Below are 15,646 nucleotides of genomic sequence, written 5' to 3'. Positions count from 1 at the left end.
TGCCGCTCCCCGAGGTGTTCCGCTTCACCGGCCGTGACCCGGTCCCGATCTCCGTACGGGGTTAATTCTTCTCGAACCGGAACCCGACCCCGCGCACGGTGGCGATGTAGCGCGGGTTGGCCGCGTCGTCGCCGAGCTTCTTGCGGAGCCAGGAGATGTGCATGTCCAGGGTCTTGGTGGAGGTCCACCAGGTGGTGTCCCAGACCTGGCGCATGATCTCCTCGCGGGTGACCACCCGGCCGGCGTCCCGGACCAGCACCCGCAGCAGTTCGAACTCCTTGGCGGAGAGGGTGAGCTCCTCGTCGCCGAGCCAGGCGCGGTGGGACTCGATGTCGATCTTCACCCCGTGCGCGCCGGTGGTGAGCTGGTCGACGTTGCCGCGCCGGAGCAGGGCCCGGACGCGGGCGAGCAGTTCGGCCAGGCGGAAGGGCTTGGTGACGTAGTCGTCGGCGCCGGCGTCCAGGCCGACCACGGTGTCCACCTCGTCGGCGCGGGCGGTGAGCACCAGGACGGGGCAGCTCTTGCCGTCGGCGCGCAGCCGGCGGCAGACCTCCAGGCCGTCCATCTCGGGCAGGCCGAGGTCCAGGACGACGAGGTCGACCTCCTCGGTGAGGCCGGCGGCGAGTGCGGTCGGACCGTCCTCGCGGACGAGCACCTCGTAGCCCTCGCGTCGCAGGGCCCGGGCGAGCGGTTCGGAGATCGCCGGATCGTCCTCGGCGAGCAGCACACAGGTCATGTGGTGATGGTAGTCCGCCGGGGTATGGCCGGACGCCCTGTGAGGTAGTTCACAGAGCGTGATCGTTATACAGGCATCCGGCTGAACTCAACAGAGCGTTGCAGGCTGCCGGTTCGGCGAAGAATCCCCCTCTGGATCTTGAATCCGAAGGAAGAACGCCCTGTCGGCCATGGAACAATCGGGAAGATCGGCCGACCTCTTTACCATTCCCATACCCGATCTGTGGCTTTTGTCATCTGATAACGCCAAATATCGCCACGTAGAGTGGTTCAGGTCCACGTCCGCCGCCACCCCCCTAGGCGGACGCTGTCAGGCAAGGAACCACTACTCATGGCGTCTACGACCCTGGACCCCGACGTTTCGTCGGCCTCCCCCAGCGGCAAGACCTTCCTCGGTCACCCCCGAGGCCTCGCCACTCTCTTCATGAGCGAGATGTGGGAGCGCTTCAGCTACTACGGCATGCGCGCCCTGCTCGTGCTCTACATGACCGCCTCCCTCACGGACGGCGGCCTGGGCATGAAGACGGCCGTCGCCGCCGCCGTGTACAGCGTGTACACGGCCATGGTCTACCTGCTGGCCCTCCCGGGCGGTTGGATCGCGGACCGCTTCCTCGGCGCCCGCAAGACCGTCGCGGTCGGCGGCTCGATCATCATGATCGGCCACTTCCTGCTGGCGGTCCCGTTCAGCGCGTCGTTCTTCGTCGGCCTCGCGTTCATCGCGGTCGGCTCCGGCCTGCTCAAGGCCAACATCTCGACGATGGTCGGCCACCTGTACGACGGCCCGAACGACCCGCGGCGTGACGGTGGCTTCACCGTCTTCTACATGGGCATCAACCTCGGCGCCTTCGCGGCCCCGCTGGTCATCGGCACCGTCGGCCAGAGCGTCAACTGGCACCTCGGCTTCGCCCTGGCCGGTGTCGGCATGGCCCTGGGCCTCGCCCAGTTCCTGCTGGGCACCCGCCACCTGAGCCCGAAGAGCGACGTCGTCACGTCGCCGATCACCCCGGACGAGAAGCGGAAGATCTTCACCAAGGCCGGCATCTGGCTGGCCGTCGCGGCCGTCTTCTACGGGGTCGTCGCCGGGACCGGCCACTTCACCATCAACTGGGCGATCTGGCCGCTGTCCATCGCGGGCATCGCCATCCCGGTGCTCGTCTTCGCCAAGGTGAAGCGCGACAAGGACCTCGACGCCGCCGAGCAGTCCAAGATGAGCGGCTACATCTGGTTCTTCGTCGCCGCCGCCGTGTTCTGGATGATCTACGACCAGTCCGGCTCGACGCTGAACATCTTCGCCGACGAGCACACCGCGTCCACGCTGTTCGGGTTCGACTTCCCGTCCAGCTGGTTCCAGTCGCTCAACCCGCTGTACATCATGGCGCTGGCCCCGGTCTTCGCCTGGATCTGGGTCGCCCTGGCCCGCCGGTCGAAGAACCCCAGCACCACCATGAAGTTCGCCTTCGGCCTGCTGATGATCGGCGCCTCCTTCATCGTCATGATGCTGGCGATGGCCTCGGCCTCCGGCGACACCAAGGTCACCCCGCTGTGGCTGGCCATGGTCTACCTGGTCCAGACCGTCGGTGAGCTCACCCTCTCCCCGGTCGGCCTGTCCGTCACCACCAAGCTGGCGCCCACCAAGTACGCCAGCCAGATGATGGGCGTCTGGTTCCTCGCGGTCACCGCGGGCGACTGCGTCGCCGCGATCTTCCAGCTGGTGCTGGGCGACAAGGTGGTCGGCGGCACCGCGTACTTCGCGGTCCAGGGCGTCCTGGCGATCCTCGCCGGTGTCGCGCTGGCGATGTACCGCAAGAAGGTCGTCAAGCTCATGGGCGACGTGCACTGACGCCGTCCGCCCGGTAAGACGTCCGGCAAGGCTCCGAGGCCGCCGTGGATTCCTGAGATCCACGGCGGCCTCGGCCGTTCTCCGCCTACCGTGCCCGCATGACCACCGACTCGCTGCCCCGCCAGTTAGCCCGCACCCGACGGTTCACCCTGGGCGTCCCCGTCCAGCCGGAGCCCACAGCCGACGGCGCCACCGTCCTGTTCCTGCGCAACCGGGGCGGCACCGACCCGCTCACCTGCCTCTGGGCCCTGGACGCCGACAGCGGCGCGGAGCGGCTGATCGCCGACCCGGCCGCCCTCGGCGCCGCCACCGGGATCGTCTCGTACAGCACCGACGCCACCGGCCGGTACGTGGCCTTCGCACTGGACGGCGCACTGTGGCTGGCCGACACCCGCACGGCCACGGTCCGCCCGGTCACCTCCGGCGGCGAGGCCGAGGAGGTGCGGCTGGACCCGACCGGCCGCCGGATCGCCTACGTCGGCGGCGGCGCCCTGCGGGTGGTCGGCGTCGACGGTGCGGATGACCGCGCGCTCGCCGAGCCCGAGGCCGAGGACGTGACGTACGGCCTCGCCGAGTACGTCGCCGCCTGCGAGATGTACCGCGACCGCGGCCACTGGTGGGCCCCCGACGGCCGCGCCCTGCTCGTCGCCCGGGTCGACGACCGCCCGGTCACCCGCTGGTTCCTCGCCGACCCGACCGATCCGCAGCAGCCGCCGCGCGCCCTCCGCTACCCGCTGGCCGGCACCGCCAACGCCGACGTCTCGCTCTGGCTGCTCGGCCTCGACGGCAGCCGTACCGAGGTCCGCTGGGACCGCGCCGCCTTCGAGTACCTCACCGCCGCCGACTGGGACGGACACGGCCCGTACGCCGCCGTGCAGAGCCGCGACCAGCGCACCGTCCGCACCCTGGCGATCGAACCGGACGGCGCCACCCGGGTCCTCGCCGAACGCGACGATCCGTACTGGATCGAACTCCTCCCCGGCCTGCCGGTCCGCACCGGGGGCGGCGTGCTGGTCGACACAGCCGACCACGGCGACACCCGGCACCTGACCGTCGACGGCAAGCACGTCACCCCCGCCGGGCTGCAACTGCGGTCCGTCCTCGGGACGGAGGACGAGCAGGTACTGTTCACCGCCTCCGAGGAGCCCACCGAAACGCACCTCTGGTCATACGAACCGGATTCCGGCTTAAGGAAGTTGAGCAGCGGCCCGGGCCTCCACACCGGTGTGCGGCGCGGTGGCACGCTGGTGCTCACCACCCACTCCCCCGGCCACCCCGGCGGCCGCTCCACCGTCCTGCGCGAGGGCCGCCCGATGCTCCCGCTCACCTCGTACGCTCAGCCGCCGGTCCTCGTGGCGTGCCCCGAACTGCTCCGGCTCGGCCCGCGCGAACTGCGCGCCGCGCTCTACCTGCCCACCGGCCACCGGGTAGAGGACGGCCCGCTGCCCGTCCTGCTCGACCCCTACGGCGGCCCGGCCGTGCAGAAGGTCACCACCGGCGGCCTGTGGTGGGACCTGGTCTCGCAGTGGTTCGCCGAGCAGGGCTTCGCGGTGCTGGTGGTGGACGGCCGCGGCACGCCCGGGCGCGGGCCGCACTGGGACAAGACGGTGTACGGCGACAAGGCCGGGCCCGCGCTGGAGGACCAGATCGAGGGCCTGCGGGAGACCGCCCGGCTGCGGCCCGGACTGCTCGACCTCGACCGGGTCGCCATCCGGGGCTGGTCCTACGGCGGCTTCCTCGCCGCCCTGGCCGTGCTGCGCCGGCCGGACGTCTTCCACGCCGCCTCGGCCGGGGCCGCACCCACCGACCACCGGCTCTACGACACTCACTGGCAGGAACGCTTCCTCGGCCACCCCGACGAGCACCCGGAGCACTACGACTCCTGCGACCTGATCACCGAGGCACCGAAGCTGAGCCGCCCGCTGCTGCTGATCCAGGGCCTCGTCGACGACAACGTCTTCCCCGCCCACACCCTGCGGCTCTCTCACGCTCTGCTCGCCGCCGGACGTCCGCACGAGGTCCTGCCCCTGCGCGGCGCCGGCCACCGGCCGAGCGACGAGGCGGTGGTGGAGAACCTGCTGTGGCACGAACTGGCCTTCCTGCGAAGGTCATTGGCCATCTAGAAAGCATCTGGACGCGCAGGAAGTCGGCCGGGCCGACTTCCTGCGCAGATGGTGCTCGTGATCACGGAGGCGTGCGATGTCATCGAGCCTGCCCAATTTCGCTGAACCGCTTGAACAGAGATAAGGCGGCCCGCTCCTCGATGGCTTCGAGGAGCGGGCCGTTCAGTAGATCCTGGAGGCTCTGATTCAGGAGGTGATCAGCTTCCGGACCACGTCGCCGACTTCGGGCAGGTTGTCAGGGGGCGCTGCATCAGCATGAGGGGCGGGGCCACCACCGCGAAGTGGAAGGCCTCGTCCAACGGCCGCATCTGCCCGAACTTCACCGCAGAGACGACCTGGTGTTCGTCGGCCTCCAGTTCCTTGGCCGGCCTCGTGTGGAGGCGGTACACCATGTCCGCCAGGAAGACGTTCAGGTGCACGGTCTCGTGCACCAGGGACTCGGCGTAGTCGCGGGGCCGCCACCCGCCGCCGGGGCTCATGCCGACCAGGCCCGGAAGCGTCGAACCGGTGCCACCGCCCCTATGAGACGCCTGTGCGTGCGGCAAGCTCCCGCACGCCGGCCACGGTGACCGGCGCGTACAGCAGGTCCGCTGTGAGCGCCCGCAGAGCCGGCCGGCGCACCTCCTCCGGGGCGACCTGCTCGGTGAACCGCAGCGACGCGAACGTCTTGCGGTGGTCGCCGAGGTGGTGCCACATGCGCGCGCAGTCCGTTCCGTACCGGGCCCGGCGCTCGGCGGTCGGCAGCTGTCCCGGTGCGATCCGCGCCGCGTACGGCACCCCCTCGTCGGGGGTGCCCAGCGCCGTGTGTACGCCAACCCAGTAGAGGTCCACCTGCGCGCTGGTGGCATCGACGGTAAACAGCGGGGTGCTCGGCCGGAACCTGGCGCTGGTCGCCCGGCCGACCGCGTCCGCCGCGCCCGACATGAGGTCGAGGGCGTCGCCTCGGCGCTGCCCGCACGCAGCCGTGTAGGCGGCCGTCATCAGAAGGGTCGCCGCCACGGCCCAGGACACGTCATTGCGGTCCTGCGAGAGCGAGTCGGCGGTGCGACGCAGGAGATCGACGGCGGCGGCCGGGCGGCCGGAACGCCGCATCGTGATCGCCAGAACCCGAGCCGCTTCCCCGTGGACCACCGGGTCGCCGCTGGCCTGGGCCGCAGCCAAAGCCCGGTCCGCGGCCGGCCATGCGACATCGGAGTGGGCCTTCAAGGCGAGTTCCGTCGCCAGCACCCAGGCACGGGCCACACACGCATGGGCCTCCTCGCGGGACCGGCCGGAAAGAGCCTCGCGGGTCGCTTGCGCCGAGCCCAACAGGCCAGGCAGGAAGTCACCGAGCTGCTGGTAGCTGGCCGCCGTGAACTGGGTGCGCGCCGAGGTCAGCGAGGCCTTGAGCTGCCGCAACGGCATGGGTCCGGACAGGTCGGGCTCATACAGGGCCCCGACGATCCGAGCCGACGCATCCGGGCGCGCGGCAGCCGCCGAGGCAGACGGAAGCGCTGACACCCCGGCCGCCGCCATGCCGACCAAGAGCAGCTGCCTGCGGAGCATGGCGTCCTCCTGACCCTGGGTCACATTCACTGCCAGCGTATCCGGTCGGCCCACCCCGAGGGCGTCAAGCGGAAGGCCCAACGCATGGGCGATCAACCGCAGCGCCCGCTCGGTCGGCCGGAGCGCGCCTGTCTCCACCCGGCTGATTGCGGACGCGGAGTAGCCACACGCCCGGCCCAGCTGGGCTTGAGTCATCCGCCGTACACACCGAGCGGCCCTGATGACCGCCCCCAGCTGATGTTGATGTGACACGGTGTCGCCCTTCGACTGCGTGGAGTGTCAACCGTATCGACGGGACGACATCCCCAGGCAGGGCGTGCACGGGACGTGCGGGGCACGCACACGGCGTGCGGGAGCCCCCGACGGCATCCACATCTGGACCGCGGCCGAGTTCCCTGGGTGATGCCCGGCCGGCGCACCTCTGCCACTCCATCCCGAGGGGAGACGCCATGAGCACCATCCTGCTCGACAGGCCCGTCACCGAGATCGAGCCCACCACCACCCCGACGCCCAGTACCCTGCTGAAGCGGGTCGACGAGCCGAGCGCCCGCACCTGCCCGATCTGCGGATCGGGCGCCACCTACCAGACCATGGACGGCCGATGGGGCTGCACCGCGTGCGGCTCCACCTGGGCCTGACCCCGGGGAGGTCACGATGGCGGACTGCGCGCAGTGCTCCGCTCCTGCGGTGATCGAGGATCTCGACGTGCGGCCGCCACAGCCCTGGTGCCTCGGATGTGCGACCGCCCTGGTACGAGCCGGCGATCCGGTGATCAACTACCGCTCACTCGACGGCGGGAGCCAGTACCAGCACATCCTGGCCGGTGGCAGCACCCAGGTCCTGCCCTTCGGCTGACCGGCACACCGAAGCGGCCCGCTCCCTGCGCGCAAGGAGCGGGCCGCTCTCGAAGCCCATGACCAGCACCGGTGTACACGGTGGCGCCCTCGCAGCGGGGTGCTGTGAGGACGCCAGCGCTCGCCGAGGTGGGCGTGTGATGCCATCGAGCGTGCCCAACTGCGCTGAGCTGCTTGAACAGTGCCAGCAGTCCGCCGTCCACCTGGAACTGCGGGCCGGAGCCCGAGAAGCTGCACCCGAGCGGAAGCCCGTTCGGCAAGGACGTCAGCTAGGGGACGAGCAGGGCGGGCGGCCCGACATCCACCGTGCCGCTATCGGTGGTGATATCGCCGTTCTGCTCGGTGGCGACGACTGTGACCCGGTAGGAACCCGCGGTCTGGTAGGTGTGCTCGACCGTGAGCTGCATGGTCGTCACGGTCGGAGTTCCGTCGCCGAAGTCAAGGTTGTAGGAGACGACCGGCGACCAGGTTTCCTGGTCGCGGATCGAGACGGTGGTCGGCGTCCCGGCTGGACTCATCTGCGGCTGACCGTAGACGGTGATCGCGCGGGACGAGGTCGTGAACTCGAATGCGCCCCGGTTGTAAATCCCCGAACCCGTACCGGTGTTGGGGCGGTAGGGATCGTCAATCCGCTGGTAGCCGTAGAGGTCGGTGCCGAGTTCGCCGAGGCCCTCGCCCTGGGTGGGCGAGGGCCTTCGCGTGTTGTCAGTGCTGCTCGTCGCGCTCGTCGGGGCGGGGCATCCGGAGGGTCGCGAGGGCGCCGAGGGCCACGGTGGCGATCGCGAGGGCGAGGAGGGCGACGAGGACGGCGCCCACGAAGAACTTCACCGGTGCCACGCCTCGTCCCGCTCCAGGTCGCGGAGCAGGTGGAGGAGGTTGAGCAGAGTGCTGACCGGCGCGTTGCCGAAGTCGATCAGGATGCGGCCGTCGAGGGTCTTCTCGCCGGGCGAGGCGGAGCCCCAGAGGAGCCCGTGCGGCAGGCCGCGCCGGTGCAACTCGCCGAGGAGCGCCGTGATCTGGGGCTCGGTGTAGTCGCGCGTCCGGGGGTCGTCCGGCGCGACGGGGTCGCGGGTCACGCGCGGGAGTCCAGCTCGTACCAGGTGGTCTTGCCGCGCTTCTGCGGGTCGACGCCCCACCGGTGGGTGAGGCCCTCCACGAGCTGGAGGCCCCGGCCGGTCTCGGCGAGGCCGGAGGACGTTCGCGGCTGGGGAAGGGCGTCGCTCTCGTCGGAGACGGTGACCCGGAGGGTGCGGTCGAGGATGGAGAACCAGACGACGGGCGCGGGGGTGCCGCCGTGCCGCCAGGCGTTGACGATGAGCTCCATCAGGGCGAGTTCGGCATGGAAGACGATCTCGGGGTCCCAGCCGCCGTTGCGGGTCATGGCGTCCCGCAGGGCCTGCCGGGAGAGGGTGAGCGAGGGGGTGTTACGGATGCACACGGGAACCTCCGTGAGGCTGTGGTGTGGGGAGAGGTGACGACGGTCGTCGCCGTGAGCCAGGCCGGAGTACGGCTGCTCTGCGGCGCGCGGGCAGCAGGCGCCTACTGCCCTGTTTGCAGGCATTACTGACGATCCGTCGGATCGAGCTGAGAACGACGATAGCCCACTCGCTCTTTAATTAAAGCCAAACGGCAGAAGGTTCCTCCTCGCGGGGGAAGAAGCCCGGATGGATCCGGGGGCGACCGGCGCGGCACACTGGCCTCTGCACCAGCAGAGAGGACGCCATGGCCCTTCGAATCCCCACCCTCCGTCAGCGACGCCTCGGTGCCGAACTGCGAAGGATGAGAGAGCAAGCCGGCTTCGGCGGCAGCCACCTCGCCCGCCTGCTCGGCGTGACTCCCGCCCTGGTGAGTCAGATGGAGATCGGGAAGTCGGCCGTCAGCGTGGAGCGCCTGCACGAGATCGCGACGGCCTGCGCGTGCGGCAACGAACCGCTGATCGATGCACTTGCTGACATGGCCCGAGAGCGAGAGACCGGCTGGTGGGAGGAGTACAGCCCGAACCTGAACACCGATCTACTCGATGTGGCGGCGATCGAAGCCCATGCCCGACGGATCTCCACCTACTCGATCACCTTCCTGCCGGGACTGCTTCAGACCCCGACCTATGCCGCTTCGGTGTTCGCACGTGCTATCCCGCCACTGCCGCAGTCAGACGTCGATCTCCGCCTGGCGTTCCGCCTGCAGAGGCAGCAGGTCGTCCGGAACGGCGCCACGCCCTACACGGCGTTCATCCACGAAGCTGCACTCCGAATGCAGTTCAGCGGACCGGCGGCGCTCGCCGAGCAACTCGGTGCCCTCATCGACCATTCCGAGAGCCCTGGCATCTCGGTCCGAGTCGTGCCGTTTAAGATCGAATCGCTGCCTGGCCCCAGCGAGAACTTCGTCTATATCGCGGGCCCGGTGCCCGAGCTGGACACCGTGCAGATCGACATCAGCTTCGGATGCCCACTCTTCGATGCGCCACCCGACCTGGCAAGTTACCGCGAGATCCTCGATCGGATGGCTTCTGTAGCCCTCTCCGAAGATGACTCGCGAGACTTCATCCGATCGATCAAGAAGGAGATAGAGGACAGTCATGAGTAGCCCCGAGTGGCAGAAGTCCAGTTACTCCGGCTCCAGCAACGCATGTGTTGAGGTTCGGGATGCCGACGGGGCTATCGACCTCCGGGAGTCCGACGAGGGTGAGGTCATCGTCCGCACCACCCGCCTTGAGTTCGCTGCGTTCCTACGAGGCGCCAAGGCCGGCGAGTTCGATCACCTGACCGCCACCACCTGAGCGAATCGTTCCGGCGGCCTCTTGCTCCCCGCACGAGGCCGCCGGTGGCTACCCTGACTCTCATGACCAGTTCTGCGCGGCAGAAATCCAGCTTCAGCGAAGCAGCCAGCAACTGCGTTGAGGTGCGCGCCTTTGAAGGGGCGGTCGAGCTCCGGGAGTCCGACGAGGGCGAGGTCATCGTCCGCACCACCCGCCCCGGCCTCGCCGACTTCCTCCAGGGTGCCAAGGCCGAGGAGTTCGACCACCTGATCACCACCCCCTGAGCGGGAGGCCCCCGCGCCCGCCACCCCGGGGGCGCGGGGGCCTCCCGCCGTCCGAAAGCTCCGGGAGGTCAGACCTCCCGGACGCCCGCGCGCCAGACCGCCGCCGTCAGCGGCACGCCCGGGCGGTAGGCCAGGTGGACGTGGGAGGGGGCATCCAGGAGGAGCAGGTCGGCGCGGGCGCCGACCGTGATGGTGCCCACGTCGCTGCGCCGCAGCGCGTGGGCGCCGCCCGCCGTCGCCGCCCAGACGGCCTCGTCCGGCGTCATGCCCATCTCCCGCACCGCGACCGCGATGCAGAACGCCATCGAACTCGTGAAGCTGGAGCCCGGGTTGCAGTCGGTGGACAGCGCCACCACCGCCCCCGCGTCCAGCAGCCGGCGCCCGCTCGGGTACTCGGCCCGGGTGGAGAACTCCGCGCCCGGCAGCAGGGTCGCGACCGTCCCCGACCCGGCCAGCGCCGCCACGTCCTCGTCCGTCAGATGGGTGCAGTGGTCCGCCGAGGCGGCCCCCAGCTCGACGGCGAGCTGCACGCCCGGCCCGTAGGTGAGCTGGTTGGCGTGCACCCGGGGGGTGAGGCCGCGCTCGATTCCGGCGGTCAGGATCGCCCGCGCCTGGTCGCCGTCGAAGGCGCCCTTCTCGCAGAACACGTCCACCCAACGGGCGTGCGGCGCACAGGCGTCGAGCATCTCGCCGGTGACCAGGTCGACGTACCCGGCCGGGTCCTCGGCGTACTCGGGGGCGACCACGTGCGCGCCCAGGTAGGTGGTCTCCGGGGTGTGCCGCGAGGCGATCCGCAGCGCCCGGGCCTCGTCCGCCACCGTCAGCCCGTAGCCGGACTTGCACTCGATGGTGGTGGTGCCCTGCCGCAGCGCCTCCCGGACGAACCCCGCCAGGTTCGCCTCCAGCTCGGCATCGCTCGCCGCCCGGGTGGCCGCCACCGTGGTGCGGATCCCGCCCGCCGTGTACGCCTGCCCGGACATCCGGGCGTTGAACTCGGCGGTGCGGTCGCCCGCGAACACCAGGTGGGCGTGCGAGTCGACGAAGCCGGGCAGCAGCGCCCGGCCCTCGGCGTCGAAGCGCTCGTCCGCCGCCGGGGCCTGCGCGGCCGGGCCGACCCAGGCGACGGTGTCGCCGTCGACGACCACGGCCGCGTCGGTCAGCAGGCCGAGCGGCCCGGTGCCGTGCCCGGGGTCGTTGGTGACCAGGCTGCCGATGCCCGTGATCAAGGTGGTCCTGGTGCTCAAGACAACGCCTTCCGAAGGGAGTCGAACAGAGGAATCAGAAGTCCAGCGCGCCGATCGCGGAGCGCAGCGCGCCGGGCACGTCGGCCACCAGCTGGTGCGCGCCGTCCCGGACGACGTGCCGGCCGCCGACCACCACGTGCCGCACGTCCGCCGCCGAGGCCGCGAAGACCGCGATCTCGGCGCCGAGCCGGGGCGGCGGGCCCGCGGTGCGGACGGTGTCCAGCGCGATCACCGTGAAGTCGGCGAGCGCCCCGGCCTCGATCCGCCCGGCCTCCGGCCAGCCGAGCGAGGCGTGCCCGTCCTCGCCGCCGGCCCGCAGCAGCGCGTTCGCCGTCCAGTGGCCGCGGGTCCGGGTGCGCAGCCGCTCGTCCAGCTCCAGCGCGCGGGCCTCCTCCCACGGGTCGATGACCGCGTGGCTGTCGCTGCCCAGGGTGATCGGGCTGCCCGCCGAGGCGAGCCGACGGGCCGGGCCGATGCCGTCCGCGAGGTCCCGCTCGGTGGTGGGGCACATGCAGACGGTCGTGGAGGAGTCGGTGAGGAGCTTGACGTCCTCCTCGGTGAGGTGGGTGGCGTGCACGGCCGAGGTGCGCGGGCCGAGCACCCCGTGGTCGGCGAGCAGCCGGGTCGGGGTGACGCCGTGCGCGGCGAGGCAGGCGTCGTTCTCGGCGGTCTGCTCGGACAGGTGGACGTGCAGCGGCGCCTCGCGGGTCGCCGCCCACTGCGCGACGGTGCCCAGCTGCTCGGCCGGGACGGCCCGGACGGAGTGGATGGCGGCGCCGATCCGGGCGTGCTCGCGCGGCTTGAGCGCGTCCGCCCGCTCGGCCCAGGCCTCGGCGTCGCCGTCGCTGAACCGCTGCTGCGGCTTGGTCGGCTCGGCGCCGAAGCCGGCGGACAGGTAGCAGGTGTCCAGCAGGGTGATCCGGATGCCGGCCCGGGCGGCTGCCTCGATCAGCGCCTCGCCCATCGCGTTCGGGTCGCTGTAGCGGGCGCCGCCGGGCGCGTGGTGCAGGTAGTGGAACTCGCCGACGGCGGTGATCCCGGCCAGCGCCATCTCGGCGTAGACGGCGGTGGCCAGCTCCAGGTAGCTGTCCGGGTCGAGCGCGCCGGCGAACCGGTACATGGTGTCGCGCCAGGTCCAGAAGGTGCCGGAGCCGACCTGCACGTACCCGCGCAGCGCCCGGTGGAAGGCGTGCGAGTGCGCGTTCGCCTGGCCGGGCAGCAGCAGCCCGTCGAGGCGGACGGCGCCGGGCGGGCAGGGCCCGCTGTCCGGCGTCACCGAGGTGATCAGGCCGCCCGGGCCGGTGGCGATCCGCACGTCCCGCTCGACCACCGGCCCGTTGGGGTGCGGCAGCCAGGCGTACTGCGCCCAGTAGCTCACTGCGGTCAATGACACGCCAGGTCCTCCAGTACGTCGGCGAGGGCGGTGACCCCGGCCAGGCAGTCGGCCACCTCGGCGTGTTCGGCCGGGGAGTGCGAGACGCCGCTGGGGTTGCGCACGAACAGCATGGCGGTCGGGATCGCGGACGCCAGGATCCCGGCGTCGTGTCCCGCGCCGGTGGGGAGCACCGGGGCGTCCAGCAGCTTGGCGAGCCGGTCGCGCAGCGGGCCGTCGAAGTCCACCACCGGGGTGTAGGACTCGCGGGTCAGCTCGACCCGGACGCCGTCGCGCTCGCCGCGCTCGGCGGCGGCCCGCTCGATCTCGGCGACCAGCCCGGTGAGCGTGCGCTCGTCGGCCGCCCGGGAGTCCAGCCAGCCGCGCACCAGCGAGGCGATCGCGTTGGTGCCGTTGGGCTCGACCGCGACCTTGCCGAAGGTGGCCAGCGCGCCCGCGTGCTGCGCCTTCTTGCGGGCGGCGAGCACGGTGTTGGCGTAGGTCAGCATCGGGTCGCGGCGGTCCTCGATCCGGGTGGTGCCGGCGTGGTTGGCCTCCCCGTGGAAGTCGAACCGCCAGCGGCCGTGCGGCCAGATCGCGCCGGCCACGCCGACCGGCTGCCCCTCGGTGAGGTAGCGGCCCTGCTCGACGTGGAGTTCGACGAAGGCGCCGACCCGGGCCAGCCGGTCGTCGTCCGCGCCGATCCCGGTCGGGTCGTAGCCGGCCTTCTCCATCGCGTCGGGCAGCCGGACGCCGCCGGCGTCGCGCAGGTCGTACGCGGCCTCGCGGGAGAGCACCCCGGCGGTCAGCCGGGAGCCGATGCAGGCCACGCCGAACCGGGCGCCCTCCTCGTCACCGAAGTTGACGATCGCCAGCGGCCGGGTGAACTCGGTTCCCCGGGAGCGGAGTTCGTCCAGTGCGGCGAAGGAGGAGACCACCCCGAGCGGGCCGTCGAAGGCGCCGCCGTCCGGGACGGAGTCCAGGTGCGAGCCGGTGACGACGGCCCCGCCGGCCTGCGGGTCGCCCAGCCAGGCCCACTGGTTGCCGTTGCGGTCCAGCTCGTACGTCAGGCCGCGGTCGCGGGCCTGCTGCTCGAACCAGGCGCGGCACTCGGCGTCGGCGGAGTTCCAGGCGAAGCGGCGGTAGCCGCCGGAGGCGGCGGAGCGGCCCACGGGGAGCAGCTCCGCCCACATCTCCTCGAACGAAGGGCTCACAGCTCGCCCATCGGGACGCGGACCCCACGCTCGGCGGCGACCTCGTCGGCCCGGTCGTAGCCGGCGTCCACGTGGCGGATGACGCCCATGCCCGGGTCGTTGGTGAGCACCCGGCGGATCTTCTCGCCGGCCAGCGCGGTGCCGTCGGCGACGGTGACCTGACCGGCGTGGATGGAGCGGCCGATGCCGACGCCGCCGCCGTGGTGGATGGAGACCCAGGAGGCGCCGGAGGCGACGTTGACCATGGCGTTGAGCAGCGGCCAGTCGGCGATCGCGTCGGAGCCGTCCAGCATCGCCTCGGTCTCCCGGTACGGGGAGGCGACCGAGCCGCAGTCCAGGTGGTCGCGGCCGATGACGATCGGCGCGGACAGCTCGCCGGAGGCGACCATGTCGTTGAAGCGCTCGCCGGCCTTGTCGCGCTCGCCGTAGCCGAGCCAGCAGATCCGCGCGGGCAGGCCCTGGAAGTGGACCTTCTCCTGGGCCATCTTGATCCAGCGGTGCAGCGACTCGTTCTCCGGGAAGAGGTCGAGCACGGCCTTGTCGGTCTTGTGGATGTCCTGCGGGTCGCCGGACAGGGCCGCCCAGCGGAACGGGCCCTTGCCCTCGCAGAACAGCGGGCGGATGTACGCGGGGACGAAGCCGGGGAAGGCGAAGGCGCGGTCGTAACCGGCCAGCTGGGCCTCGCCGCGGATCGAGTTGCCGTAGTCGAAGACCTCGGCGCCGCGGTCCAGGAAACCGACCATGGCCTCGACGTGCTTGGCCATCGACTCGCGCGAGCGGGTGGTGAACTCGGCGGGCTTCTCGGCCGCGTAGGTCGCCATGTCGTCGAAGTCGACGCCGATCGGCAGGTAGCTCAGCGGGTCGTGGGCGCTGGTCTGGTCGGTGACGATGTCGATCGGCGCGTCCATCGCGAGCAGCTGCGGGAAGAGCTCGGCGGCGTTGCCCAGCAGGCCGATGGAGAGCGGCTGCCTCTTGTCGCGGGCGGTGGTGGCCAGCTCCAGCGCGTGGCTGAGGTCCTTGGCCTCGACGTCCAGGTAGCGGTGCTCGATCCGGCGGGAGATCCGGGACGGGTCACAGTCGATACAGATCGCCACGCCGCCGTTCATGGTGACGGCGAGCGGCTGGGCGCCGCCCATTCCGCCGAGGCCGGCGGTGAGGGTGATGGTGCCCTCCAGCGTGCCGTTGAAGCGCTTGTTGGCGACGGCGGCGAAGGTCTCGTAGGTGCCCTGGAGGATGCCCTGGGTGCCGATGTAGATCCAGGACCCGGCGGTCATCTGGCCGTACATGGTGAGCCCGAGGCTCTCCAGGCGGCGGAACTCCTCCCAGTTGGCCCAGTCGCCGACCAGGTTGGAGTTGGCGATCAGCACGCGCGGCGCCCACTCGTGGGTCTGCATCACGCCGACCGGGCGGCCGGACTGGACCAGCATGGTCTCGTCCTGCTTCAGGCCCTGCAGCGTCTTCACCATGGCGTCGAAGGAGCGCCAGTCCCGCGCGGCCTTGCCGGTGCCGCCGTAGACGACCAGCTTCGACGGGTGCTCGGCCACCTCGGGGTCGAGGTTGTTCATCAGCATCCGCAGGGCGGCCTCCTGCTGCCAGCCCTGCGTCGTGAGCCCCGTGCCACGCGCCGCGCGCACCTCGCGCGGACCGCTCGCCTGCTGCTGCACCATAGTCCCGGCCTCC

Annotated in this window: 18 protein-coding genes; 7 read left to right on the top strand and 11 right to left on the bottom strand. The window is 71.2% G+C overall.

From position 1 onward, the window contains the following. Positions 1-61: 61 nt before the first annotated feature. Positions 62-736, bottom strand: coding sequence for a response regulator transcription factor (locus tag AB0Q99_RS11445; protein ID WP_030058577.1), 675 nt, complete (start codon positions 734-736; stop codon positions 62-64). Positions 737-1,066: 330 nt separating this feature from the next. Here AB0Q99_RS11445 and AB0Q99_RS11440 point away from each other — a divergent pair, with 330 nt between their 5' ends. Further along, a complete protein-coding gene (locus tag AB0Q99_RS11440; protein ID WP_363570424.1) occupies positions 1,067-2,575 on the top strand; it encodes an oligopeptide:H+ symporter in 1,509 nt (502 codons plus the stop codon). 98 nt (positions 2,576-2,673) lie between these two features. Beyond that, a complete protein-coding gene (locus AB0Q99_RS11435) occupies positions 2,674-4,698 on the top strand; it encodes a prolyl oligopeptidase family serine peptidase (RefSeq protein ID WP_363570422.1) in 2,025 nt (674 codons plus the stop codon). 197 nt (positions 4,699-4,895) lie between these two features. Here the strand turns inward: AB0Q99_RS11435 and AB0Q99_RS11430 are convergent, their stop codons facing one another. Beyond that, positions 4,896-5,243, bottom strand: coding sequence for an HEXXH motif-containing putative peptide modification protein (locus AB0Q99_RS11430; protein WP_363570420.1), 348 nt, complete (start codon positions 5,241-5,243; stop codon positions 4,896-4,898). Then, on the bottom strand, positions 5,218-6,495 hold the full coding sequence (locus tag AB0Q99_RS11425) for a helix-turn-helix transcriptional regulator (RefSeq protein WP_363570418.1): 1,278 nt from the start codon (positions 6,493-6,495) through the stop codon (positions 5,218-5,220). Before AB0Q99_RS11425 ends, AB0Q99_RS11430 begins: the two co-directional genes overlap by 26 nt. Before the next feature lie 197 nt (positions 6,496-6,692). On the opposite strand from AB0Q99_RS11425, the gene AB0Q99_RS11420 reads away from it, so the two are divergent. Together AB0Q99_RS11420 and AB0Q99_RS11415 are read left to right on the top strand one after the other, a co-directional pair. Then, positions 6,693-6,881: a hypothetical protein gene (locus tag AB0Q99_RS11420; protein ID WP_363570416.1), complete on the top strand. Its 189-nt coding sequence runs from the start codon at positions 6,693-6,695 to the stop codon at positions 6,879-6,881. A 16-nt stretch (positions 6,882-6,897) separates the two neighbouring features. Then, positions 6,898-7,098 (top strand): hypothetical protein, encoded by a 201-nt coding sequence (locus AB0Q99_RS11415; protein WP_363570414.1) that lies wholly within the window; start codon positions 6,898-6,900, stop codon positions 7,096-7,098. Between the two features lie 268 nt (positions 7,099-7,366). Here the strand turns inward: AB0Q99_RS11415 and AB0Q99_RS11410 are convergent, their stop codons facing one another. From AB0Q99_RS11410 to AB0Q99_RS11395, 4 genes are all read right to left on the bottom strand, one after another. Continuing rightward, positions 7,367-7,639, bottom strand: coding sequence for a PKD domain-containing protein (locus AB0Q99_RS11410; RefSeq protein ID WP_363570459.1), 273 nt, complete (start codon positions 7,637-7,639; stop codon positions 7,367-7,369). A gap of 163 nt (positions 7,640-7,802) precedes the next feature. Then, entirely contained in the window at positions 7,803-7,925 is a 123-nt protein-coding gene (locus tag AB0Q99_RS11405; RefSeq protein WP_363570412.1) for a hypothetical protein, read from the bottom strand. After that, positions 7,922-8,173 carry a hypothetical protein gene (locus AB0Q99_RS11400; RefSeq protein WP_363570410.1) on the bottom strand — a complete coding sequence of 84 codons (252 nt, stop codon included), beginning with the start codon at positions 8,171-8,173 and terminating at the stop codon, positions 7,922-7,924. The genes AB0Q99_RS11405 and AB0Q99_RS11400 overlap by 4 nt, the downstream gene beginning before the upstream one ends. Next, entirely contained in the window at positions 8,170-8,535 is a 366-nt protein-coding gene (locus AB0Q99_RS11395) for an ATP-binding protein (RefSeq protein ID WP_363570408.1), read from the bottom strand. Before AB0Q99_RS11395 ends, AB0Q99_RS11400 begins: the two co-directional genes overlap by 4 nt. Before the next feature lie 284 nt (positions 8,536-8,819). Between AB0Q99_RS11395 and AB0Q99_RS11390 the strand changes: the two genes are divergently transcribed. The 3 genes from AB0Q99_RS11390 to AB0Q99_RS11380 all read left to right on the top strand — a co-directional run bounded on the left by AB0Q99_RS11390 (position 8,820) and on the right by AB0Q99_RS11380 (position 10,136). Continuing rightward, the gene (locus AB0Q99_RS11390) at positions 8,820-9,680 is read left to right on the top strand and encodes a helix-turn-helix transcriptional regulator (RefSeq protein WP_363570406.1); all 861 of its coding nucleotides are present in this window, start codon (positions 8,820-8,822) and stop codon (positions 9,678-9,680) included. Then, a complete protein-coding gene (locus AB0Q99_RS11385; RefSeq protein WP_363570404.1) occupies positions 9,673-9,873 on the top strand; it encodes a DUF397 domain-containing protein in 201 nt (66 codons plus the stop codon). The genes AB0Q99_RS11390 and AB0Q99_RS11385 overlap by 8 nt, the downstream gene beginning before the upstream one ends. Before the next feature lie 62 nt (positions 9,874-9,935). Further along, positions 9,936-10,136, top strand: a complete 201-nt coding sequence (locus tag AB0Q99_RS11380) for a DUF397 domain-containing protein (RefSeq protein ID WP_363570402.1) — start codon at positions 9,936-9,938, stop codon at positions 10,134-10,136. 68 nt (positions 10,137-10,204) lie between these two features. Here AB0Q99_RS11380 and hutI read toward each other — a convergent pair whose 3' ends face one another. Genes hutI through hutU form a run of 4 tightly spaced genes read right to left on the bottom strand, consistent with a single transcriptional unit; the run spans position 10,205 to position 15,633 of the window. Continuing rightward, positions 10,205-11,380, bottom strand: coding sequence for an imidazolonepropionase (gene hutI / locus AB0Q99_RS11375; RefSeq protein ID WP_363570400.1), 1,176 nt, complete (start codon positions 11,378-11,380; stop codon positions 10,205-10,207). A gap of 34 nt (positions 11,381-11,414) precedes the next feature. After that, complete coding sequence (locus tag AB0Q99_RS11370; protein ID WP_363570398.1) at positions 11,415-12,773, bottom strand: formimidoylglutamate deiminase; 1,359 nt, start codon at positions 12,771-12,773, stop codon at positions 11,415-11,417. After that, a complete protein-coding gene (locus AB0Q99_RS11365; RefSeq protein ID WP_363570458.1) occupies positions 12,764-13,945 on the bottom strand; it encodes an allantoate amidohydrolase in 1,182 nt (393 codons plus the stop codon). The genes AB0Q99_RS11370 and AB0Q99_RS11365 overlap by 10 nt, the downstream gene beginning before the upstream one ends. A 17-nt stretch (positions 13,946-13,962) precedes the next feature. Then, the gene (hutU, locus tag AB0Q99_RS11360; RefSeq protein ID WP_363570396.1) at positions 13,963-15,633 is read right to left on the bottom strand and encodes a urocanate hydratase; all 1,671 of its coding nucleotides are present in this window, start codon (positions 15,631-15,633) and stop codon (positions 13,963-13,965) included. Positions 15,634-15,646: the final 13 nt, after the last annotated feature.

Source organism: Kitasatospora sp. NPDC086791, from assembly GCF_040685975.1.
In the GTDB taxonomy this organism is placed as follows: Bacteria; Actinomycetota; Actinomycetes; order Streptomycetales; family Streptomycetaceae; genus Kitasatospora.
The sequence above is the reverse complement of the archived record's forward strand: the minus strand, read 5'-3'. Positions and strand labels throughout refer to the sequence as shown.